Source organism: Metabacillus schmidteae, assembly GCF_903166545.1.
Lineage (GTDB): Bacteria > Bacillota > Bacilli > Bacillales > Bacillaceae > Metabacillus > Metabacillus schmidteae.
Genome location: NZ_CAESCH010000002.1, coordinates 286,839 through 309,447, shown reverse-complemented (window position 1 = coordinate 309,447; position 22,609 = coordinate 286,839). Strand labels below are relative to the sequence as shown.

The 22,609-nt window shown below is 37.5% G+C and carries 21 protein-coding genes, 1 pseudogene and 1 riboswitch; of the genes and pseudogenes, 5 read left to right on the top strand and 17 right to left on the bottom strand.

What is annotated here, in order from left to right:
- Positions 1-57: 57 nt before the first annotated feature.
- From HWV59_RS22330 to HWV59_RS22315, 4 genes are all read right to left on the bottom strand, one after another.
- A complete protein-coding gene (locus tag HWV59_RS22330) occupies positions 58-1,197 on the bottom strand; it encodes a mannitol-1-phosphate 5-dehydrogenase (protein ID WP_175640315.1) in 1,140 nt (379 codons plus the stop codon).
- Between the two features lies 1 nt (position 1,198).
- A complete protein-coding gene (locus tag HWV59_RS22325; protein WP_175640314.1) occupies positions 1,199-1,630 on the bottom strand; it encodes a PTS sugar transporter subunit IIA in 432 nt (143 codons plus the stop codon).
- Between the two features lie 3 nt (positions 1,631-1,633).
- Positions 1,634-3,739 (bottom strand): BglG family transcription antiterminator, encoded by a 2,106-nt coding sequence (locus tag HWV59_RS22320; protein WP_175640313.1) that lies wholly within the window; start codon positions 3,737-3,739, stop codon positions 1,634-1,636.
- Between the two features lie 327 nt (positions 3,740-4,066).
- On the bottom strand, positions 4,067-5,515 hold the full coding sequence (locus HWV59_RS22315; RefSeq protein WP_102232914.1) for a PTS mannitol transporter subunit IICB: 1,449 nt from the start codon (positions 5,513-5,515) through the stop codon (positions 4,067-4,069).
- Between the two features lie 369 nt (positions 5,516-5,884).
- Between HWV59_RS22315 and nikR the strand changes: the two genes are divergently transcribed.
- The gene (gene nikR / locus HWV59_RS22310) at positions 5,885-6,298 is read left to right on the top strand and encodes a nickel-responsive transcriptional regulator NikR (RefSeq protein WP_175640312.1); all 414 of its coding nucleotides are present in this window, start codon (positions 5,885-5,887) and stop codon (positions 6,296-6,298) included.
- Positions 6,299-6,376: 78 nt separating this feature from the next.
- Here the strand turns inward: nikR and HWV59_RS22305 are convergent, their stop codons facing one another.
- The 8 genes and pseudogenes from HWV59_RS22305 to HWV59_RS22275 all read right to left on the bottom strand — a co-directional run bounded on the left by HWV59_RS22305 (position 6,377) and on the right by HWV59_RS22275 (position 13,033).
- The gene (locus HWV59_RS22305) at positions 6,377-7,357 is read right to left on the bottom strand and encodes an HD-GYP domain-containing protein (RefSeq protein WP_102232912.1); all 981 of its coding nucleotides are present in this window, start codon (positions 7,355-7,357) and stop codon (positions 6,377-6,379) included.
- Positions 7,358-7,488: 131 nt separating this feature from the next.
- Positions 7,489-7,680 carry a hypothetical protein gene (locus tag HWV59_RS22300; RefSeq protein ID WP_142385670.1) on the bottom strand — a complete coding sequence of 64 codons (192 nt, stop codon included), beginning with the start codon at positions 7,678-7,680 and terminating at the stop codon, positions 7,489-7,491.
- Positions 7,681-7,836: 156 nt separating this feature from the next.
- Positions 7,837-9,162, bottom strand: a complete 1,326-nt coding sequence (locus tag HWV59_RS22295; protein WP_175640311.1) for a hemolysin family protein — start codon at positions 9,160-9,162, stop codon at positions 7,837-7,839.
- 51 nt (positions 9,163-9,213) lie between these two features.
- On the bottom strand, positions 9,214-9,900 hold the full coding sequence (locus tag HWV59_RS22290; protein WP_102232910.1) for a zinc metallopeptidase: 687 nt from the start codon (positions 9,898-9,900) through the stop codon (positions 9,214-9,216).
- A gap of 22 nt (positions 9,901-9,922) precedes the next feature.
- A complete protein-coding gene (locus tag HWV59_RS27180; RefSeq protein ID WP_235991871.1) occupies positions 9,923-10,138 on the bottom strand; it encodes a hypothetical protein in 216 nt (71 codons plus the stop codon).
- 33 nt (positions 10,139-10,171) lie between these two features.
- Positions 10,172-10,258: pseudogene (locus tag HWV59_RS27175) on the bottom strand (MerR family transcriptional regulator); the annotation flags it as partial.
- Between the two features lie 333 nt (positions 10,259-10,591).
- The gene (locus tag HWV59_RS22280; RefSeq protein ID WP_175640310.1) at positions 10,592-11,656 is read right to left on the bottom strand and encodes a hemolysin family protein; all 1,065 of its coding nucleotides are present in this window, start codon (positions 11,654-11,656) and stop codon (positions 10,592-10,594) included.
- 60 nt (positions 11,657-11,716) lie between these two features.
- On the bottom strand, positions 11,717-13,033 hold the full coding sequence (locus tag HWV59_RS22275; RefSeq protein WP_175640309.1) for a hemolysin family protein: 1,317 nt from the start codon (positions 13,031-13,033) through the stop codon (positions 11,717-11,719).
- A gap of 718 nt (positions 13,034-13,751) precedes the next feature.
- Positions 13,752-13,851, top strand: a riboswitch (purine riboswitch).
- Positions 13,852-13,920: 69 nt separating this feature from the next.
- Between HWV59_RS22275 and HWV59_RS22270 the strand changes: the two genes are divergently transcribed.
- The 3 genes from HWV59_RS22270 (at position 13,921) to HWV59_RS22265 (ending at position 16,535) form a co-directional block, all read left to right on the top strand.
- Positions 13,921-15,243, top strand: coding sequence for a 5'-deoxyadenosine deaminase (locus HWV59_RS22270; RefSeq protein WP_175640308.1), 1,323 nt, complete (start codon positions 13,921-13,923; stop codon positions 15,241-15,243).
- A gap of 135 nt (positions 15,244-15,378) precedes the next feature.
- Positions 15,379-15,783, top strand: coding sequence for a CBO0543 family protein (locus HWV59_RS27450; protein WP_321197722.1), 405 nt, complete (start codon positions 15,379-15,381; stop codon positions 15,781-15,783).
- Positions 15,784-15,953: 170 nt separating this feature from the next.
- Positions 15,954-16,535 carry a hypothetical protein gene (locus HWV59_RS22265; RefSeq protein WP_175640307.1) on the top strand — a complete coding sequence of 194 codons (582 nt, stop codon included), beginning with the start codon at positions 15,954-15,956 and terminating at the stop codon, positions 16,533-16,535.
- Here the strand turns inward: HWV59_RS22265 and HWV59_RS22260 are convergent.
- Complete coding sequence (locus tag HWV59_RS22260; RefSeq protein WP_102230934.1) at positions 16,527-17,018, bottom strand: small multi-drug export protein; 492 nt, start codon at positions 17,016-17,018, stop codon at positions 16,527-16,529. The genes HWV59_RS22265 and HWV59_RS22260 overlap by 9 nt on opposite strands.
- Before the next feature lie 242 nt (positions 17,019-17,260).
- Here HWV59_RS22260 and HWV59_RS22255 point away from each other — a divergent pair, with 242 nt between their 5' ends.
- Positions 17,261-18,085 (top strand): STAS domain-containing protein, encoded by an 825-nt coding sequence (locus HWV59_RS22255; protein ID WP_175640306.1) that lies wholly within the window; start codon positions 17,261-17,263, stop codon positions 18,083-18,085.
- Between the two features lie 77 nt (positions 18,086-18,162).
- Here the strand turns inward: HWV59_RS22255 and HWV59_RS22250 are convergent, their stop codons facing one another.
- From HWV59_RS22250 to HWV59_RS22235, 4 genes are all read right to left on the bottom strand, one after another.
- On the bottom strand, positions 18,163-20,043 hold the full coding sequence (locus tag HWV59_RS22250; RefSeq protein WP_175640305.1) for an LTA synthase family protein: 1,881 nt from the start codon (positions 20,041-20,043) through the stop codon (positions 18,163-18,165).
- Positions 20,044-20,462: 419 nt separating this feature from the next.
- A complete protein-coding gene (locus HWV59_RS22245) occupies positions 20,463-20,975 on the bottom strand; it encodes a DUF3189 family protein (protein WP_175640304.1) in 513 nt (170 codons plus the stop codon).
- 90 nt (positions 20,976-21,065) lie between these two features.
- A complete protein-coding gene (locus tag HWV59_RS22240) occupies positions 21,066-21,827 on the bottom strand; it encodes an ABC transporter ATP-binding protein (protein ID WP_175640303.1) in 762 nt (253 codons plus the stop codon).
- The gene (locus HWV59_RS22235; RefSeq protein ID WP_328824386.1) at positions 21,824-22,552 is read right to left on the bottom strand and encodes an ABC transporter ATP-binding protein; all 729 of its coding nucleotides are present in this window, start codon (positions 22,550-22,552) and stop codon (positions 21,824-21,826) included. The genes HWV59_RS22240 and HWV59_RS22235 overlap by 4 nt, the downstream gene beginning before the upstream one ends.
- Positions 22,553-22,609 lie beyond the last annotated feature (57 nt).

Here is a 22,609-nt window from a genome sequence, read left to right as displayed (position 1 = left end):
ACTGCCGGGCCGAACGTAAAAAGCCAGCACTTAATTCTGTGCTGGCTTTTACCTATATTAAAACTTCTCCGCTACGCTCACAACTAACGGATGGTCCATTGCTAAACCTGAAACCTCACTAAACGCGGCAGCAGCGCCTTTTTCGTCGACCTTCTGCTTAAGAGTTAGTGATTCCTGATCCTCGTCAGAAACAAATTGTAGTGCTGCAACGATGACCTTCACGAGGTTCGCTGGTACGTCACCATCGAATTGGTCTATATACTCAAGTGCCGGCGCAACTAAGCGATCTTTTGCTCCAAGCTTACGTAGAGGTGCTCTTCCTACCCTTTGTACATCATCGACAATATACGGGTTTGCAAAGCGTCCGATGATTTTCTCGATGTAAGCTCCATGCTGATCTGCGTCAAAACCGTATTTTGCTGTGAGTACTTTTCCTGTCTCACTAAGTGTGCCGAGTACGTCCTGCTTCACATCATCTTGAGCAATGGCTTCAGCGATTGTTTTATATCCGGCTAAGTTGCCTAGATATGCTGTTGCAGCATGACCTGTGTTCACAGTAAATAGTTTACGCTCGATATAGGCTTGAAGATTTTCCACAAACAGCGCTTCTTCGATCTTAGGTTGCGCACCTTTAATTCCAGTTGAATCAATGACCCATTCATGGAAAGGTTCTACTAATACATCAAGTAAGCGTTCGTTGTTTTGGTTTGGAACAATGCGGTCTACTGCTGAGTTCGGGAAGCCGATATTTTCTTCAACCCAAGCGATTTCTTCAGCACCAAGTTTTTCAACAACATGCTTTTTAAGCTCACTGCTTCCGCCAACCATGTTTTCACATGCGATGACATTCACTGTTCCGCCACTCATCTGCTTTCGTTTCTTCAGCCCTTCTGCAATAAGCGGTGCAACGAATTTTAAAATATTTGGACCAACTGCTGTTGTTACGATATCCGCTTTTGAGATCGCCTCAACAACAGCATCAGGATTTTGCTGACTATTAATACCTGAAACATTCTCAACAAAAAACTCCTGCTTCTCCTCGTTCGCCAGCATTACCCGGTACGCTTTTTCTTTGTTTAACTCATCGATTAATGCTTCATTAACATCAACAAATTCTACCGAATAGCCTGATTGATGAAGCAATAGGCCGATAAAGCCTCTTCCGATATTACCGGCTCCGAAATGAACAGCCTTCAAGTTAGTTCACCTCGCTAAGTAGGTCGATAATTTCCTCTTTTGATTGTGCTTGCACAAGCTTTTCTACATTTTCTTCTTCTGATAATACGATTGCGATTTTTGAAAGAATTTCTAAGTGCTCGTCACCTTTACCAGCAATCCCGATTAAAAATTTCACGATATTTCCGCCGCCAAAATCAACACCGCTTGGTACTTGGATAACAGATAAGCCTGAGTTAAGAACAGCTGATTTTGCATCTTCTGTACCGTGTGGAATCGCAACGAAGTTCCCCATGTATGTAGAAGAAAGCTCTTCTCTTTGCAGCATCGCATCAATATAAGAAGCTTCTACATAGCCTTTTTCTACTAAAATTTGACCTGTTGCTTTAATTGCGTCTGTTTTGTTATCGAATTGTTGATTTAATAAAATATTTGATTCGTTTAAAATTGACATTTGTTAAACACTCCTTAGTTGTTGTAAATAGTTTGTAAAATACTTTTGACTTATATATTGAGTTAAGCTGCTCTTTGCAGCCTTTTCAAACATGTGGATACTTTCTTGTGATTCGATAATACTTGCACTGATAAAACTCATGATTTCCAACTCTTCAGCCTCAGCATCATCAGGTGCAATGAGCAAAAGGATTCTTGATACGTCATTTAGCTCATTATCCATTGCCCTAAGCTTCATCGGTGTCTGAAGATCAATCATGTGAAAGCTCGAACGAACAACCGCTGCACTCCTCGCGTGAAACAGAGCCAGCTTTGTTTCCGGAATGGCGAGACCGCCGATATGTTCACGTTCCAGTAATGCCTCCACAATTTCTTGTTCACTTTCAATGAGTCCCTTTTGCCTTAACTGCTTGCTGACAGGCAGCAGGATACTTTCAACATTTTTTGTGTTGTTAAGATTGAACACTTCCAATTCTTTCAAAAGTCTTATCAATCTCTGTGACTGGTTTGTAAATCGTTGATATTGGTCAAAGCTAATCGAGATGTCTACTTGTTCATTAGACTCTTCAAAAGACATACCTTGTTCGATTTCGAGTCCCTTTTCTTCTATATAGTCTTTGATTTTTTCCAGCTCATGAGTCGTTAAAATTGGACTTACGAGAAGATAATCTGTCGAGATGTCCTCAATAGGAATCGTCGACAGGATAAGATCATATTTCTTCATATCTATTTCCTTCAATTCAAAAGCCGAGATATTCCGCAGCTCTGCAATATGTGGAAACTGGTTGTTAATTTGGGTTGCCAGCATCTTTGATGTGCCAATTCCACTTGAACAAATAATAAGGGCTTTTAATTTTCGGAATGACTTCCTTTTATTTAAAGCTGCCCCAAAGTGTAAAACTAAATATCCTATTTCTTCCTCAGGTACAGTTTCAAAGGGAAGGGAAGCTTTTGCAGCTTGTTGAACAATTTTGAAAAGCTCTTGATGGTCCCGCTTTATCTCCAATAATAAAGGATTCGTAATCATCATCCCTTGTTTCAATCGATAAACCGCTGGCTGAAGATGGGCGAGCAAGCCTTGAAATAAAGATGAATCATGCTTTAGTTCCTTGTTTGTTCGCTGTTCTACTTGACCAATCAACCTCTGTACAAGATAGGCAATTTCAACATTTTCATCCTGAATGTCGACTTTCCCTTCAAACCGTTGCTTTGCACCCCTTAGATGCATGGTAATATAGCCTTTTTCATCCTCGGGAATTGTGATTTGAAAGGTTTCCTCAAGCTTTTCGGCTATCTCTTCTGCAAAGGTAAATTCCTTTGATCTTTTTAGCTGGTTAAGATAATCACCTTTTATTGTGATGTTTTCGCCGCGTTGTATACGCTCAATTGCGAGTGCCAAGTGAACAACTAGGCCAACATATGAGCTATCTGCTAACGGATAAGGCAAACGTGAGTTGATTTTGTTAATTAAATTTTCAATAATAATGAGCTTTTCTTTCTGCACAAGTCCAAGTAAACGCTCAGAAATGGAGTCAACCTTATTCGTTGATTTTCGCTCAATATTTTCCCGTACCATTCTTAAAAAGTCCGGTACATCGAATCTGTCTGATATTAAGCTTTTAATGGCTTTTCGTTTTGCTTCTTCAGATCCTGTAAGCTCAATTCCATAGCCTCTTCTTCTGATAAGTGTGAGGCCGTATTCTTCAACAAATGGTTCCATTTTATCTAAATCATGACTAATCGTAGCTGTTGTCACACCAAGATCATTCGCCAGGCTTTGCAGCTTAATTGGGTCCTGATGATCAAGCAACGTACAAAGTGCAACGATCATCCGCTCGTCAGGCGTGTATTCTTTATAATCCTGTTTTTGTATCGCAATTCTAAGTTCTGTGAGACTTGTCTCATTTCCCACAAGCTTAATTCCGATTCCCGCCCGCTTCACGAGCTTAAGATTGAATTGCTGTAGGACAGATTCAATATTTTTTAAATCTCGATGTATCGTTCGCTCGCTTACATCAATTTGTTCAGCAAGCTCCTTAATGGTTACTTCCTGATCTGCGTCTTCCATAAGCAATTGAACGATTAGACGCTCTCTTGCGGAAACAATCATGAAAATCAACTCGCTTCAATATGAGTTATTGACATAGTTTAATTATAGGCCTGTGTTTATGTAGTTTTCAAAAGATAGAAAGCGTGATTTTTTCAAAGGTATTGCTGACATTATTTAATTATCCAGAAATATTTACGATTTTCGGGCTTTATTTGCGATACCGGATTTTTATTTGCTATTCTGAGAATTTATTTGCGATTTTCAAGATTTATTTGCGATTAGTCAGTATTCGACATTTTTCGCCCAAATCTACTCGCAAGCCACTCTATATACCTTTACCCAAAAATGGTGCCACTACCCATGTAGTCGCACCATTTTTTCAAAAACTTATTTAAGTTTATTGACTATTTCATCATATTTCGGGCTATTCAAGAAGTTATCAACAGATACGTGGTAGGCAGTTGGTAATTTCGCTACAGCACGATCTGTTAAGTCTTTGTGTGTGATGACAATATCAGCGTCTGAAGGAATGTTGTTGATTGATGTATTTGTCACATCAACACCTTCAATGTCTGCTTTTTTCACTTTATTACGTAAAATCGATGCACCCATTGCACTTGATCCCATACCAGCGTCACAAGCGAAGATTACTTTTTTCACGCTGCCGAAATCAAATTCTTCAGAAGTTGTAGCTTCTACTACCTCTTCAGCTGTTGGTTGAGCAGCAAGATTACCACTTACAGAGCTTTTCTTACCTTTCATTGCTTCCATTTTCGCTGTAGCTTCTGTTAAATCTTCTTCTTTTTGTTTGCTAGTTTTTAAGATAAGTGACGCAACTAAGAATGATACAGCTGCTGCCACGATTACACCTAAAATAACACCTACATAGCCGCCTCTTGGTGTCATCGCAAGTAATGCAATGATACTACCTGGTGATGGACTTGCTACTAGACCTGCGTTGAAGATTGAGAATGTGAATACACCACTGATTCCACCTGCAATTGCTGCAAGAAGTAACATAGGCTTCATTAAGATGTACGGGAAGTAGATCTCATGAATACCACCCAGGAAGTGAATAATCACTGCACCAGGAGCTGTTTGTTTCGCCGAACCTCTGCCAAAGAACATATAAGCTAAAAGAATACCTAAACCAGGACCAGGGTTTGACTCAAGTAAGAATAAAATTGATTTTCCTGCACTTGAAGCTTGCTCAATACCAATCGGGCTTAAAATACCGTGGTTGATTGCATTGTTTAAGAACAGAACCTTTGCCGGCTCAATGAAAATACTTGCTAATGGTAATAAACCTGCATCAAAGATTGCTTGAACTGCACCAGCTAATACTTTGTTTAAACCCTCAACAACAGGACCAATACCAACTAGGGCAGCTAATGTTAAAAGTGCTCCTAAGATACCTGCCGAGAAGTTGTTTACTAGCATTTCAAATCCAGAACGAACTTTATCTTTTAATAAGCCATCAAGCTTTTTAATTAAATATCCACCAAGTGGTCCCATAATCATGGCACCTAAGAACATCGGGATTTCCGCTCCTACGATAACCCCCATTGTCGCAGTCGCACCAACAACACCACCACGAACATCGTATACCATCTTACCACCTGTATAACCAATTAATAGTGGAAGTAGATACTTGATCATCGGGTCAACTAATGATGCTAATGTTTCATTTGGTGCCCAGCCTGTAGGGATAAATAATGCCGTAATAATCCCCCATGCAATAAAAGCACCGATGTTTGGCATGATCATACCACTTAAATGACTACCAAACCTTTGTATTTTAACGCGAACATCACCTTGCTTTTGATTCGCTTCCATGTAAGTCACCTCTTTAATAGTTCTTGTCTTTATGATAAAGCGATTTCAGCAGAGAAACAATTTAAACTAAACTCGATTTTGTCTGACACAATGTTGACAAGATTAATTTTGGAAAGAAGTGTTAGCATTTTGTCAACGGCTAATATTGTCGAAAAGTCTTTAATTTTAAATAAAATATAAACATAAAAGATGAAATCACTTATTGAATCACCTTTTTATAGTGTCTACTAAACCTAACTTTATTCAATTTTCCCTACTAATGTCCTATCTAAACCATTTAACAGCCCAATAAAGAATGGTCATCTTTTATTACCCTTTCATTTGCTTTACAATATGGATAAGAGAAATGATCAAAGGAGCTAAATAACTTTGGAAGATAAGAAACTAACAAGATTTGGTGTTTCTATGGATGAGAAATTACTCCAGAGCTTTGACCAAATTATAGAGGAGAAGGGCTATCAAAACCGTTCAGAAGCTGTGAGAGATTTAGTTCGGGATGCTATTTTTCAACATAGCTTGTCAAAAAATAATGAAATCGTAGCTGGTGCCATTTTACTTTTTTATAACCATCATCAAAATAAATTAGTAAATGAAATGATGACCATTCAACATGATTATCATGATAATATTATTGCGACAACTCATCTTCACATTGACCATCATAATTGTTTAGAACTAATCGTTGTGAAAGGAATACCAGCTGATCTAAGAGCACTAAGTGATAAGCTAATTACGTTAAAAGGTGTTTTATATGGAAAACTGACTGCCTCACCGCTAGTGTAAAACGTGTTTTTAAAAAGAAAACCGCAATTTACATAAACTAAAAAGGATTCCGAACTATTCGTTCCGAATCCTACTGTATTATTCTTTCACTACATCTTTTATCATAACGGAAGGATTTTCTGCTAAATCCATTTCTTCTCCATTTTTCACATAACGTATAACCGGTCTTTGCAAATGCTTTTTAATTCCAATGACAATTACCTGCTCTCCTGTATACAACTCTACCTTAGTGCCGGGTATATAGGATGGAACACTATTTACAAAAGCCTGGACCACTTTATAGGAAAAATCTCCATCACTTTTTGTCATAATGTACTCTAATGCTTCATGTGGCGGTATTTTCTTATTTGATAACAAATGATCGTATACATTGGCAATCCCTACAACTTGAGGAAGCTCTAAAAAAGCTTGTCCCTTCAGCTTTCTCGGATAACCCTGACCGTTGACACATTCATGATGTTGATAGGCAATATGTGCAGATAATAAACTTATTTCCCGATTATCCTTCATGATGTCAAAGCCTTTTATCGGATGTTCTTCTTCCTGGTCGGTAACTGCTTTTCCGATATCATGCAATAATGCACCAAGAGCCAAATCTCTTAATTGACCTTGAGTGTAGCCTAGATGTTTGGATATTTGTAAACTTAATAATGCCACATTTACAGAATGTGCGTACCGTTCCAAGCCTTCTGATAGTGAGGTTGTTGGCACTAAGATAATCGTTTTATGAGCAGATACTTCTCTAATAAGAGTCACAACAGCCCTTTGGAGAGCCACAATATTTAGCCGTTTTTTATTTGAAGCATCTTCAAACGCCTGCTGAACAACAGCGATCGTATCCATCCATGTCGGCATATCAAGCATTTCCTCAAGGGTAATGCCAGTTGACTCAGCATCCTCTACAACAAGAGTTGACACACCTATTGCTTTTATCCGCTCTAAATAGTTAGGGTGAATCGTTCGTCCTGCCGTTAATAACACCCTTCTCATCCGATCATAAATTGGCATGGCCAGCTGCATCGTTAAAGGGTTATAGTCCTCTATATCAATAAATCTCATTATATCTACCTCATTTATATTGTTTCAAAATAGTCCTTTCAAATCCACCTGTCCATGATTTCCATTAAACTATACCATGTGAATAAATATGACGGAATGGTGATAAGTCACTATCACCATTCCACTTGCATTTACTTTTTTGATGTGTAATAAAATAATTGAATAACACTAAGCAATACAAGAATCAGCAAAGAAATGCATGTTCCCAGTTTACCAAATACCTCAATCGCAGGATAATCCTCATGAAATGTTTGGGGTAGAAGCAGCCAAACACTTAATGACAAACAAAAAATGATGGTAATTGGTAATAAATTCTTCAACAAATTGATCACTCCAGGAATAGGAAAAGTAGTAGATATGGAAAGGAATCTTTATAAGGTATGGGATTTAGGAGAGTGTGTGACAGATGCATTTAAAGTAAAAGAGAGACAAAGTCAGTTTTCACTTTGACGTTGTCTCCTTTTTCGCTCTTTTTCTATTTAATGTTCCGGCATCGGCACAATATTACTTTTGACTTTAAATACTTCTAAATATTGAATATGGTGGCCGTCGCTTTCGTGAACTTTAAAGGTGTAATCTTGATCCACAACTTCGACGCCAACATCGGCATCAAATTTTTGCGTAAGGAACCAACCACCAATTGTATCAATGTCTTCGTCAGATAATGCTGTATCAAGAAGATTGTTGACATCTTCTATTCGTACTTTTCCGTCCAATATATAGTGGCCATCATTTAATTTTCGGATTTCAGGAATTTCATCTTCATCAAATTCATCCCTAATTTCACCGACAATTTCTTCAAGGATATCTTCAACCGTAACCAACCCTGAAGTACCGCCATATTCATCAATTAAGATCGCAATATGTGTACGTTCTTTTTGCATTTTAAGCAATAAATCATGAATTGGAATGGTTTCAATTACCTGAATAACCGGATTTACAAAGGAATTGATATCAAACGGCTTAGGCTCGTCACACTCTGTAAAAGCAGATGTTAAAAGCTCTTTGATATTTAAAAAGCCGACAATATGATCTTTATCCCCATCAACAACCGGATATCGGGTATAACGCTCATTTTTAATCAACTCTATAATCTCATCATAGCTGCTATCAATTGAGATTGTGACAATCTCTGTACGTGGCACCATAATTTCCTTCGCGATTCTTTCATCGAATTCAAAAATGTTGTTCACGTATTTTAATTCATTTTTATTAATTTCACCACTTTTATAGCTCTCGGATAAGAGAATTCGAAGCTCTTCCTCTGAGTGAGCCAACTCATGCTCTGAGGCTGGTTTTAAGCCGAACATTCCAACTAACACACGAGCTGATCCATTTAAGAACCAGATAAACGGATACATGATTTTATAAAACCAAATAATTGGTGGAGCAAACAGTAACGTAATAAATTCTGCTTTTTGAATCGCAACTGTTTTTGGTGCCAGCTCTCCTACCACCACGTGTAAAAACGTGACGAGGGCAAAGGCAATACCAAAGGATAGGATATGTGTAACTGATTCATTGAAATTAAAATACGCAAATAAAGGATGTAAAAGCTTTTCAACAGTCGGTTCCCCTAACCAACCAAGTCCTAAAGCTGTTACTGTGATCCCCAATTGACATGCAGATAGATACTCATCAAGATGGGATACAACTCTCTTCGCAGCGACAGCACCTTTTTTTCCTTCAGAAATAAGCTGGTCAATTTTTGACATCCTTACCTTTACAATGGCAAATTCAGTTGCCACGAAAAAGCCGGTTAAAGCAATTAAAATGACAATTAGCAATAAATTAACAGTGGTCAATGAGTCGTCTTACATCTGTAAGACATCCACCTCCTCATTCGTGCATGTTGTTTATTCTTCATTATTACCCTGTGTAAATATCATAATAAACTTAATTAACTCAAATAAAGCCATTAATGCCCCTGCAACATATGTTAACGCTGCGGCATTTAACACTTTTTTCACACCATGTTCTTCTTCATTATAAAGAATGCCTTCTGCTAACATGAGGTTTCTTGCACGTTTACTAGCATCAAACTCAACAGGCAGTGTGATTAGTTGAAAAGCTACAGCTGCTGAGAAAAAGACAATGCCAATTCCGATAAGAGATAGCTGCTGTAATAGGAACCCACCAATAAATAAAAATGGCGCAATCCCTGAAGCAAAATTTGCGATCGGAAAAATCTTGTGTCTTATCACAAGAGCAGCATATGATTGCTGATGCTGAATCGCATGTCCAACTTCATGAGCAGCAACAGATACTGATGCAATCGAACGCCCATAGTAAACCGCTTCAGACAAACGCACAACTTTGCTGATTGGATCATAATGATCGGAAAGAGTACCTCGTACAACTTCTATAGGTATATTGTATAACCCATTGCTGTCCAATATACGTCTTGCTGTTTCCGCACCTGATAAACCCGTTTTTGTCGCAACTTCCGCCCATTTATTAAAATTACCCTTTACTCTAAACTGAGCCCATATTGAAATACCTAATGTAATAAAAATAAGAATATCCATTGGATGAAAAAACATTGTTTACACAAACCCCCCGGTTTTAATTTATTAATAAAAGTAAAGTTTGAATTAATGACAGACTTTCTTTTGAGATATGTTTTTTAACAAAATCCTGATTTTCCAGATCTTTTTTATCGAACTGTGCCAAAACTTCCGCCACTTCTTTTTCAAGTCCTTTTATTTTTAATCGTAAATCTAAAACATCAATTTCTTCAGCAGTAGCGATAATTTTCTTTTTTATTCCTTCCAACGTCATACCGTTCTCTTTGCATTCCTCAATAAATCGCAGTTGTTCGATTGCTGAAGAATCATAGTACCGGTAGTTGGAGGTGGAACGTTCTGCCTTTAATAAGCCTAAGGTTGTATAATAGTCAATTGTACGTTTTGTTACGCCTGTTATTTCTGCTAATTCGCCAATTTTTAATTTTTCAGTCCCAAGATCTTATCCTCCAAACTGTCACGTGATGGTTGTATTATATTATTACGGTTTTGCAGATACAACTTAGATATGTGAAAATTAATCAAACTTTCATAATTTAGCTTAGAATTAAGTTAATCATTAACTTTGTAGCTTTTTAGTAAGTATTGGTGTGGGTTAATTGAAGCTCCAGGATGCTCGCTTCATTAACCCTAATTCGTATTCACACAGAACCATATACAAATGAAAACAGTTCTAAACAGTCAATACTTATTAATGTGTAATAGTTGTTTACCCTGCAACAGAGGATTCAACACCTGTTTGTTCTTCTCGGATGTCACCAACGATTTCTTCTAAAATATTTTCCATTGTGACAAGACCAGTTGTAGAGCCTTCTTCATCTTGAATGATGCCCATGTGCACCCGACTTTGCTGCATTTTTAGAAGGACATGTTTAATTGGTGTAGATTCTGAGAAACATGGCATATCATGGATAAACCCTTCCATTCTTTTCTCTCTTCCAGCTGCAATACTAGTAAGCATCTCTTTTGTGTTAATAAAACCAATCATTTTGTTTTGCTGTCCGCCCTCTTTAACTGGATAACGTGTGTAGTCATATTCATCAAGAACCTCAAGGATATCTGCTAGTTCCATATCTTTTTTGAGAGTAACGATTTGAGATTCAGGAATCATAATATCTTTTACAACACGTTCATCAAAAGCAAAAATATTTTCGAGATACGCTAGCTCTGTTTGGTTTATTTCACCACTCTCATAGCTTTGCGTTACGATTAATTTCAATTCTTCCTCAGAATGTGCTGTTTCATGGCCTGCAGACTTTACGCCAAAAAAACCAAGTAACCTCTGAGATGAACCGTTAAGAACAAAAATGAATGGATACATCACTTTCCCAAACAAGTAAAGCGGTGTGGAAAGTAGCAATGTCATGTTTTCCGCAAATTGAATAGCCAATGTTTTCGGTGCCAATTCCCCGATCACGACATGTAAAAAGGTCACGATCGCAAGGGCAATTCCATAAGATAATACGGTTGCTACTGCCTCTGGCACTGCAAATCTTTCAAATAGCGGATGGAGCATTCTTTCTACTGTTGGTTCACCAAGCGCACCAAGTACGAGTGCTGTAATGGTAATCCCAAGCTGGCAGGCTGACAAATAGTAGTCCAGGTCAGAAGCTACTTTTTTGGCAATGACCGCTCTTTTGTTTCCTTCTGCCACTAATTGATCGATCCTTGACATTCGCACTTTCAAAATAGAAAATTCCGCACCAACGAAAAAAGCAGTTAGGCCGATAAATACAGCCACTAAAAACAAATTTAATCCGATTAATAAGTCCAATTCTTTCCCTTAATTAAGGGATTCACCTCCAAGATTATAAGAGCTGTTATGTTGCTTTTGTTATCCAACATTCGCCATGCGCGCCCTTTTTAAAACAATCTGTTTAATTTGATTGTTATCCATTTCTAAGACCGTCCATAAATCTTCACCGTGGATGATTTCATCACCTGTTTGAGCCGGATCAACTCTTTGATATTGAATCCAGCCTCCGATTGTATCAATTTCTCCACTTTCCTCAAATGTTAGCCCAAAACGCTCTTCAAGCTCTACTAACAGGACGCGGCCATTGATGATATAGGAGTCATCACCGGCTGGTCTAATATCAGCTACTTCATCAGCATCAAACTCATCGCGAATCTCTCCAACAAGCTCTTCCAAAATATCCTCCATTGTGATGATACCGGCTGTACCGCCGTATTCATCTATAACAAGGGCCATATGAACCCGTTCCTGCTGCATTTTTAATAAGGCATCCTGAAGGCGTGTTGATTCAAGAACAAATGGCAGATCACGAACAAATTCTTCAAGCTTTCGTTCCCGTCCTGCCGCAATATGAGTAAGCATTTTTTTCACATTGACAACACCCACAATATGATCTTTGTCTCCATCTTCTGTGACAGGGTATCGGGTATAGTTATATTCATCCAATATCCCAACAATATCAGCATAATTCATATCCTTATCAAGAGACACAAGCTCAGTTCTCGGAACCATGATGTCTTTCACAACTCGTTCATCAAATGAAAAGACATTTTCCATATATGAAAGCTCTGTTTTATCAATTTCACCACCCTGGTAGCTTTGGGTCATGATAATCTTTAACTCTTCCTCTGAATATGCCTGTTCATGTCCTGCCGGCTGTACACCAAAGATCCTCAAGAGAACACGGGCCGCTCCATTTAATGCCCATATAAACGGGGCCATAATTTTTCCAAACCAATATAATGGTGGAGCAAGCAGTAACGTCATTTTTTCCGAAAATTGTATAGCTAATGTTTTCGGCGCCATTTCTCCGACTACGACGTGAAGAAATGTAACTAAGATAAAGGCAATCGCATATGAAGCAACAGATGCAATTGAATCTGAAACATTTAGAAAGTCAAACACCGGGTACATAATACGCTCAACAGCCGGTTTTCCTAATGCACCAAGACCAAGTGCCGTGATTGTAATCCCAAGCTGACATGCTGACAGGTAGTAATCAAGATCACTTGCTACCTTTTTTGCTACTATGGCTTTTTTATTTCCTTCTGCAATTAATTGTTCAATTCTTGACATACGGATTTTAACAACTGCAAATTCTGAACCAACAAAGAAGGCTGTCAGGCCGAGTAAAATAACAAGTAAAAAAAGATTTGTGATTGTAACTATATCCAATTACTTCCCTCTATAGAGGGATTCACCTCCAGAAATAGGTAACATTTGATGTTATCGATCATCATAACGTTCTTTAATAACATGTGTAATCTCTTCCCTCATGTACATCCTACTTCTTAGACCTTCAAACTAATTCTTAAATGCCAATGAACTCCGTTTAAAGAAGACCGATGTACTGAAGAGACTTGCATTGTGTAATGAATTAAACTTTGTGTTGATTCAGTTAGTTCCGCCACTTTCCTAATATGCAATAACGCCTTCCCAATAGATCCGCCCCCTTTCTTAGTAATTAGAATAAATCATAGCATATGTACAACCAAAGCGTACAGTGATACGTTTTGGTTTTGTGATGTTGATTTAGTTATGTTCACAAGGTATTCATATTTGTTTCAAAATAAAGTAGGTTCCATTTAGAAGAGGTATTTGCTAACTATGTTTATAGTAATGAGTGTTGTGCATGGTTGATTGAAGCTCCAGGATGCTCGCTTTCCGTGGGGTGGGCGATGAGCCTTCTCAGCGCAAGCGCTTGCGGGGTCTCACCTATCCCACTGCTCCCACAGGAGTCTCACACCTTCCGCTTCAATCAACCAAAAAAATTTTTGTTTTTAATATGGGGGAACATAACTTTATTTTAGAAAAGAGTCTACAGAAAAATCGTTAGATTACCTAACAAACCTGTTGTATCTATGGTGTCAGCTAATTATGATTACTTATAAATAACATATTGTTAGGATTTTCTCGTATAACCTTAATAATTGGATTAAGGGTCTCTACAAAGAAACCGTAAATTTCTTGCTACGAGGAAAATATGCTTTCTTGGCATATTTTTCTCGTGGCTTTTTTGTGTTAAAAACAGCTTTAAGATAAGAATTGGAGGATGATCATAGATGAATATACTTATTAAAAACGCCCAAATTATTACGATGAATAAAGATGAGGAAATTTTTATCGGGGATCTTTACATTGCTGACGATATCATCCAGAATATTGGACCTGATTTAGATGTTCAACACCCTGATAAAATTCTTGATGCAAAAGGAAAAACCGTTATCCCCGGCTTTGTTCAAACACATATTCATCTATGTCAAACGGTTTTCCGTGGTCAGGCGGATGATTTAGAATTAATGGACTGGTTAAAACAAAGGATTTGGCCATTGGAAGCAGCACATGATGAGGAGTCAATCTATTATTCTGCTATGCTTGGAATTGGTGAGCTCATTCAAAGCGGAACAACAACAATTGTTGATATGGAGACTGTTCATCATACTGAGTATGCATTTAAAGCGATTGCTGAAAGTGGAATTAGAGCCTTATCAGGAAAGGTCATGATGGATAAGGGAGATGAAGTGCCTCTGCCCCTCCAGGAGAAAACGGAAAGATCAATAAAAGAAAGCGTCGACTTACTGGAAAAGTGGCATAACTATGATTCTGGCCGAATTAAATATGCATTCTCGCCGAGATTTGTAGTTTCCTGTACAGAACAGCTGCTTCGAGAAGTACAATCTTTATCCGACTATTACAATGTCATGGTCCACACACACGCTTCTGAAAATCGAGGTGAAATTGACATTGTGCAAAAAGAAACCGGGATGAGAAATATTGTATATTTGGACCATTTAGGCTTAGCCAATAATCGATTGATTCTCGCTCATTGTATTTGGTTAGATGAAGAGGAAAAACGAATCATCCGTGAAAAAGGTGTTCATGTTAGTCATTGTCCCGGTTCGAATCTAAAGCTGGCTTCAGGTATTGCAGATACTCCGTACATGGTAAATGAACAGGTGTCTCTAAGTTTAGGGGCTGACGGAGCACCTTGTAATAATAATTTAGACATGTTTAATGAAATGAGACTAGCTGCACTCATTCAAAAACCGGTACATGGTCCAACCTCAATGGACGCACATACGGTTTTTAAGATGGCGACAATTGGAGGGGCAAAGGCGGTCGGAATTGAAAATGAAATTGGGAGTATTGAGATCGGTAAAAAAGCTGACCTGGCTATCTTAAACCTACATGACTTTCATACCTACCCGGCAATTGGAGTTGATCCTATCTCCAGAATCGTCTACTCAGCAACAAGAGCCGACGTCGAAACAACCATAATTAACGGTCAAATCGTCATGGAAAATCGCGTCATGAAAACCATGGATAAAAAATCCATCTTAACAGAAGCAAATTCCTCCATCAAACGACTACTGGCTCGAATCTAAGTGGTCCACGGGGACAGGTCCCTTGTCCCTCTCGAGGTTTATTATATAAAACAATGGCCAAAATGATGATGGAGGTGGATTTCTATTTTACTGCTATTTTTTTCTGTCATCATATTTGGTTTGATTATTTATTTTATGCCAAAAAAGATTTCTTATTTCGAAATGTATACAACCTCTCTATTTTCAACCGTTTTGCAACTGATCACAGATATTTATTTAGAATTTAAATACCATTTTTACTGGTATTTTAGTCCAGGGGTAGACTACATTACTCTTTGGGTCGTGTTTTGGATTTATCCTTCAGTTAGTATCATATTTTTGAATTTTTATCCTACATCTAAAAAATTCAGTTCCTCCGTCTACTATATACTCGGATGGACACTATTTGCAGTTGTATATGAATGGTTTGCTGTGAACACTAATTTATTTCACTATAACGGTTGGAAATTATGGTATTCAGCTATAATCTATCCATTCCTTTATCTACTACTATATCTCAATTGGAAAATAATTAGATGGCTGCATCAGATGAGTTTGTGAACCACGGGGACAGGTCCCTTGTCCCAGAATGGGACGAGGGACCTGTCCCTCTGTTCCACAGGAGGGAACCTCCGTCCCAAGACTTAGCTACAAATACAGCCACAGGTTCTTCTTTGAATTGCCTGGATTCTTGATAATAGAATGTGGGTTATTTGAGGGAGGAATTAAGGGTGGAAGAAAAAGAGATTTATGTAGTATTAACTGACACAGGTACATTGTTTACTAGACTTATTAAATTATATACAAAAAAATCGTTCAATCATGCATCAATATCTTTTGACAAATCTTTAACTGAGGTATATAGCTTTGGAAGAAAAACACCTTCTAATCCTTTCATTGGCGGATTTGTGAAGGAAAACATGAAATCACATTTTTTCAGACAGGCAAAATGTCGGGTTTACAGCTGTACGGTCTCAACGGCTCAATATGAAAGTATGATTGACTACATTCAAAAAATAGATAAAGAAAAGTCCTTGTACCGCTACAACCTACTAGGTTTATTTGCCATTCTATTAAACAAGCAAATAAATAGAAAGCACGCATTTTTCTGTTCACAATTTGTCGCAACCGTTCTACAAGAGTGTGATTGTGTTAATTTTTCTAAGCCACCTTCACTTATCACACCTCATGATCTTATAAAAGGTGACGACTTCAACCTTGTTTATGAAGGGAATCTTAGAGACTGGAACAGGGGGACAGGTTCTTTGTCCCAGAATGGGACGAGGAACCTGTCCCCCCGTTCCTTATTCTAATATATTTTTCAACAATCCGTCCTGGCCGGTTTGTTTGAATAATAAGTCAAAGCCAAAATACGAAACAAGCCCCATTACGACAGCCCAGAAAACAACACTAACCGTAATCCAGAAGAAGATTTGTTTTCTCGTTCCGCCAAAGCTCATGGCTAAAATAACTCCAAGGTGACTACCGATCAAGAATGGCGCTACAAAGGTTAGCCCAGGTAAACCGTATTTTTTCCATATTGTTTCTGCACGCTTCTGCTTTTTCTCTGATACTTCTTTCCCCTTCTTTTCTTTACGTCTTTGAAGCCATCCTTTTACTCGATCCATCAACAATATGAGCAGCCAAAGTGTAAGGATATTACCCAATAAAGCAAGAACTGCAACTGGAAGGGCCGGCAGTCCTGCTGCGACTCCTATTGGGATCACCCCAACCACCTCAAAAAAAGGTGTTGCTCCCAATAAAAAAATGATGACATACGCTAATATCATTTTCATTCCTTCTATTCTCCTTCAATTTAATGATTGTTTGATATTTTTGCAATTAGTATATGCTTAAGCGTTTTTAGTTTAAAAGAAAGCTCCCCTCTAAATTGAAGTAATACCATTACTACGATTGACGAAGGTAAAAGTTCCCAACTGAATAATATTGAGTGATAGCATTTTATTTTTCCTACTTTATAGATTAAAATAAAAGTAAGGTATTGAATTTCAAAAATTCAGCATAAGGGGGAAAAATGATGAAATTCAACTTCCATGAATCGTATGAGCTAAAACAATTCTTTGAAAACAATATCAAAAGTTTTGAAGAGCAATTACTAAGGGAAGCTGTGAATGTAACAGATAAGATTGATGAAATCCTGGCAATCGGTAACATTGACCTTGTAAATAATGCGAAAAAGCTTGTTACGTATATCATTGACGGTCAAGAAAAGGAAGTGCAGCTCTTTGCAAAGCAAGAAGGTATTGCCTGGTCTACACATTCAATTGATTTAACATTTAAACTCGAATGGATTCAAGCAATCCGCAGGACAGTATGGTACTTTGTAGGAGAATATAATGAATTGACAAACGGGAAAGTATCTGAAAATTTTTTCAGTCTTGAAAAAGAAATTAATGATCAAATTGATGGATTTTTAAATAGCTTTTTTATTAGTTATTCTACATATAAGGATTCTTTGATAAGAGCCCATAGAAAGCTGGTAGAGAACCTTTCTGTACCCATTATTCCGATTAATTCATCTGTTTGTATCCTGCCATTGATCGGGGCAATTGATGACTATCGGACAAATATCCTTGAGGAAAAGGTTCTAACCGAAATTGGCCATACACGTATTCAAACATTAATTATTGACCTATCAGGTATCGCAGATATGGAAGCTGAAGTGATCGAACATTTACTAAAAATCATCCATGGTGCTTCTATGATGGGCTGTAATTCTGTTATCACAGGGCTGAGAAAAGAAGTGGTCCGCAAAATGATTCATCTCGGTATCTCATTTGATAATAAAACTGAAACACTTGGAACATTGCAGCAGGCATTAAATAAATACTTGGTTCTTTAATTTTTAATAGAAAACTTCCTCCTAAAATGGCGGAAGTTTTCTTATTTAAACATCCTAAAAGTAAAAAAGTGTGGAAGCTACTCCTCCACACTTTCCTCTTCTTTATTATAAAATCTCAGCAAATCTCCATAGATAATCTGATCGGAAAAGCTCAGCTCATCATGGGCCATGTCCTCATACACATCACAAGTGCCCTCACGATCAATCTGATCTCCTGTATCGCGGTCATAACACATATTCGAAACAGAAATATACTCTTCTGTAATAAAGCTTCCATTTCTTAAAACAGCGAATGATGTCCGCTCAGGTGAAAACAAATCCTGACCAAATTGGATCATATCAGATGTATCGATTCCTAACAAATGTAAAAGAGTCGGCTTTACATCAATTTGCCCTGAAATATCCGAAATTAACTCCGGATGCTGATCTGTAATACCAGGCATATGAATGATAAACGGCACTCGTTGAAGCTGAATTGTATCATACGGTGTAATTTCATCCTTACCTAAAAACTGAGCTAATGCTTCATTATGGTTTTCTGAAATGCCATAATGATCTCCCATCAAAACAATAACGGAGTTTTCATAAAGATCTTCTTCCTTTAACTTCTCAATAAATCGTTTTAATGCTTCATCCTGATAACGAATTGTTTGAAGATATCGATTGAAGATCTCACTATTCGAATCATACTCATCAATTAGCTTATCCTCTTCCTCAAGTTCAAACGGGAAATGATTTGTTAACGTAATCGAGTAGCTATAAAAAGGCTGAGGTAGCTCTTTCATCAGATCAACGGATTGCTCAAAAAACTCTTTATCCTTAAGACCCCATCCGAACGAATTTTCAGGAGTAATATCATAGCTTTCGATATCAAAAAATTTATCCACTTTAAACAAATCATACATCACATCTCTGTTCCAAAAGGTCGCATTATTTGCATGGAATGTCGCAGAATAATAATGATAGTTTTTTAGAATTTCAGGTGTTGCATTGTACTCATTTTCAGTATTTGTAAAAAAAACTGAGCCGCGTCCCAGCGGATACAATGAATTTGCCACGATAAATTCCGAATCCGATGTTTTTCCCTGCTCTGTTTGATGATAGAAATTTTCAAAGTAATAGCTTTCATTTATAAAATCATTAAGAAAAGGTGTAAGTTCCTTGCCATTTAATGTTTCATTCAGAACAAAGCTTTGTGTTGATTCTAATGAAACAAAAATCACATTACGTCCCTTCGCAATTCCAAATATCTCTTCACTTGGTGCTTTTTCATTAGCATTGATATAATTCTCGATCTCCACAAGCTCATCACTATCTGCAAGTGCTCTTTGTGCCGTTGTTGCTGACTGGACAATTCCATCATAGATATGAAAATTAAAAAGTCCAATATTTTTCACGAGAATCTCACGGTCAAACGAACGAGTTAAAAAATGTGGGCGCTGTACTTCAGCTAATCCAACATTAAACATAAACACGACGCAGACCACTAGAAAGTAAGAGACCTTTTCCTTAGAAGTTACAACGCCGTAATCTTTATTTCTATTTTTTCTTGCTAACCACATTAAAATAAGAATATCAATAAACATTAAAAAATAACTCGGTTTGATGATCTCTTGAATACTGCTATCAAGATCGGCCATATTACTTGACTGAAACAATACAGGGATCGTTATAAAATCAGTGTAAAAGCTATAAAAACTCATATTTGATATTAACAAAATCGTCCCTAGCGTACTGACAACAATAATGTATATATTTCTTGTCCTCTGTTTCATGAATAAACCAAATCCAAAAATCAGTAAAAAGAAACTTAATGGATTTATAAATAGAATAAAAGATTGCATCGCATTTTCTATTTTCAGATCAAAGCTTGTTCGATACACAATATATGTCTTCATCCACATGGAAACTGTAGCTATCATTAAGAAAACATACTTGTTCATAATTTTTTTCCGCATTGCTACCCCCATCCAAACTATTACTATAATAAAAATACCGCTCTCTCCCTATATTTTCAAGAATCTACTACCCAAAATCCCCCCACACCATCCCCCACTTATGACGATTCCGTGAACATTTGGAACGGAGGGACAGGTCCCTTGACCCACTATTAAAATAACCAACTTCCATGACTGCAGAATAAGGAGCGAGAATTAGATAACTACTATTTATAGATTTATATCTTTCCACTAAACAAACCAGCTGAAACAATATATAGCAAATTATTAGACAAAAAAAATCATTGGAATTACTCTTGCAAGTACCTTATCACAACACGACCCTATTGGTATGATTAGTAATACACTTTCATTCGATAAATCTGTTATAAAACGGAAACAACAAAAAAACCTCATCAAGGGGATAAGGTTTTTCATTATTACTTATACATCTCATTTTCTACTATCACCACATTTTCTCCATTCTCCGTTAAGCCCATTTTCTTTGTATGCTCTACCAAGCGGAAAATATGATCACAGCATTGCTTAGCGCCAAGAACTAATAATGGTACACCGATAAAATCAATTTTTAATCCTCTTGAGAAGAATCCTCCCAAAGACATGACAAGTGGAACAGTTGGCGATGTATTGGAAAAGACAATTTTTTCATTACTGTGAAATTTCTCCTCTAAAAGCAACACCATTTCTTTTAAAGCCGGGACAACGAGTTTGTTCCTTCTCCTCCCAATTGTATAAACCGAGTTGCCATCTTCATCGACTCCGTGAAAAATAAGTCTTCCTGCATCCTTCTTTGTTAATTTATTAAAGTAATTTACATTTAAAATTTCTTCCGTAGTTAATTTTCTTTCCGATTGAGGTAATTGGTTTAAATGATACGCAGCTGCCATAGATGTCGTATGAGTCCCACCGAAATCATTATAGATATAGATCATGAAATCATCCTAGTAAATTGATTACATTTATTATGGTCTTTTATTCCAACATCAATACAATAACTCCTAAAACCACTTCCTAAAACCACTTTAAAAAATCGACACCAGCTCTTTTGTATAGGAATGACGTTTCTGACTAAACATCTGCTCTTCATCAAATTGATCAACTATCTCTCCTGATTTCATTACAATGATTCGTTGACTCATCTGACTTACTGCCGCAAGATCATGAGAGATAAATAAATAAGAGAGATTTAACGTTTCACGAAGCTCAGTGAGTAACGTCAAAACAGCTTTTTGTGAGATCACATCAAGACTTGCCGTTGGCTCATCAAGAACAATAAGTTCCGGCTCTATACTAATAGCACGGGCAATCGTTACACGCTGCTTCTGTCCTCCACTTAATTCATGTGGATATCGATTAGCCAATTCTGACGGCAATTCAACAGCATCAAGAAGTTGAGAAACAAACTGCTCCTTAGAGGTGTAAGAGAAATGGGTAAGATTCAGAGAATCATGATACTGTTCATAAGGATCAATTAATGAATCCTTTATTTTCAATTTAGGGTTTAACGTAGCCGAGGGATTTTGGAACACAATTTGTATTTTTTTACGATAAGGATGCAGACGACGTTCGTCCAATTTTTCAATTGATTCACCCTGAAAAGAAATGGAGCCACTGTCTATTTTTTCAACCCGTAATAAACAACGGGCCAACGTACTTTTCCCACAGCCACTTTCTCCTACAAGACCAAGACATTCACCCTTATTCACATGGAATGACACATGATTCAGAGCTACTTTTCCAGATGTAAATGTCTTCGTCAAATCTTTAACAGTAAGCAGAGTCATACATGCTCCACCTCCTCTAATCCTGACCGCAGGCCACTACCTAAAATAGGTGCAGCAGAGATAAGCTGCTTTGTATAAGGATGACCAGGATGGTCGAGGATACGATGCTTATTTCCTTTTTCAACGATTTGTCCATCCTTCATGATCGCAAGTCGATCGGCATACCGCCTCACATGACGCCAATCATGGGTGATAAATAAAATCGTACAACCTGTTTCCTTTTGTCTTTTTGCTAGTAGTTCAAGAATTCTATGTCCCGAAACACTATCAAGTGCCGTTGTCATTTCATCAGCAATGATTAAGTCTGGTGACAACAAAAGTGCGATTGCAATGGAAACCCGTTGCAGTTGGCCTCCACTCAATTGAAATGGATAACGTTTGTATAGTGTTGCGTCTAGACCGACAGATTCCAAAGCATCAATGGAATGTTGTTTTCTTTCTTTTTTATCCTTTATGCCATGTGTTTTCTGGTATTCGTCAAGATGCTGGCCAATTGTTCGAAAAGGAGTAAATGAGCCTTGATAATCTTGGAAAATATATGACACCTTACGTCCGCGAATGGTTCTCATGTCTTTTTGTGTGTAGGTCAGCAGATCCTCGCCTTTAAAAAGAATCTTTCCAGTTACCTTTAAATTCGGTGACAGCAGTTGCCCGATTGCCTGAGAAAGTAAGCTCTTACCGCTCCCACTTTGACCAACAAGGGCAAACCATTCTCCTTCCTTAATCGAAAGTGATACAGTATCAACAATTTTTTTTCCTTGCTCGCAATTGATAGTTGTTCA

Bases quoted from the DNA above. Each gene is read 5' to 3' on its own strand.
- HWV59_RS22325 (WP_175640314.1), bottom strand. From the start codon at position 1,630: ATGTCAATTTTAAACGAATCAAATATTTTATTAAATCAACAATTCGAT.
- HWV59_RS22320 (WP_175640313.1), bottom strand. From the start codon at position 3,739: ATGATTGTTTCCGCAAGAGAGCGTCTAATCGTTCAATTGCTTATGGAA.
- HWV59_RS22315 (WP_102232914.1), bottom strand. From the start codon at position 5,515: ATGGAAGCGAATCAAAAGCAAGGTGATGTTCGCGTTAAAATACAAAGG.
- HWV59_RS22305 (WP_102232912.1), bottom strand. From the start codon at position 7,357: ATGAGATTTATTGATATAGAGGACTATAACCCTTTAACGATGCAGCTG.
- HWV59_RS22290 (WP_102232910.1), bottom strand. From the start codon at position 9,900: ATGTTTTTTCATCCAATGGATATTCTTATTTTTATTACATTAGGTATT.
- HWV59_RS27180 (WP_235991871.1), bottom strand. From the start codon at position 10,138: ATGACGTTGGAAGGAATAAAAAAGAAAATTATCGCTACTGCTGAAGAA.
- HWV59_RS22270 (WP_175640308.1), top strand. From the start codon at position 13,921: ATGAATATACTTATTAAAAACGCCCAAATTATTACGATGAATAAAGAT.
- HWV59_RS27450 (WP_321197722.1), top strand. From the start codon at position 15,379: ATGCCAAAAAAGATTTCTTATTTCGAAATGTATACAACCTCTCTATTT.
- HWV59_RS22260 (WP_102230934.1), bottom strand. From the start codon at position 17,018: ATGAAAATGATATTAGCGTATGTCATCATTTTTTTATTGGGAGCAACA.
- HWV59_RS22255 (WP_175640306.1), top strand. From the start codon at position 17,261: ATGAAATTCAACTTCCATGAATCGTATGAGCTAAAACAATTCTTTGAA.
- HWV59_RS22250 (WP_175640305.1), bottom strand. From the start codon at position 20,043: ATGCGGAAAAAAATTATGAACAAGTATGTTTTCTTAATGATAGCTACA.
- HWV59_RS22245 (WP_175640304.1), bottom strand. From the start codon at position 20,975: ATGATCTATATCTATAATGATTTCGGTGGGACTCATACGACATCTATG.
- HWV59_RS22240 (WP_175640303.1), bottom strand. From the start codon at position 21,827: ATGACTCTGCTTACTGTTAAAGATTTGACGAAGACATTTACATCTGGA.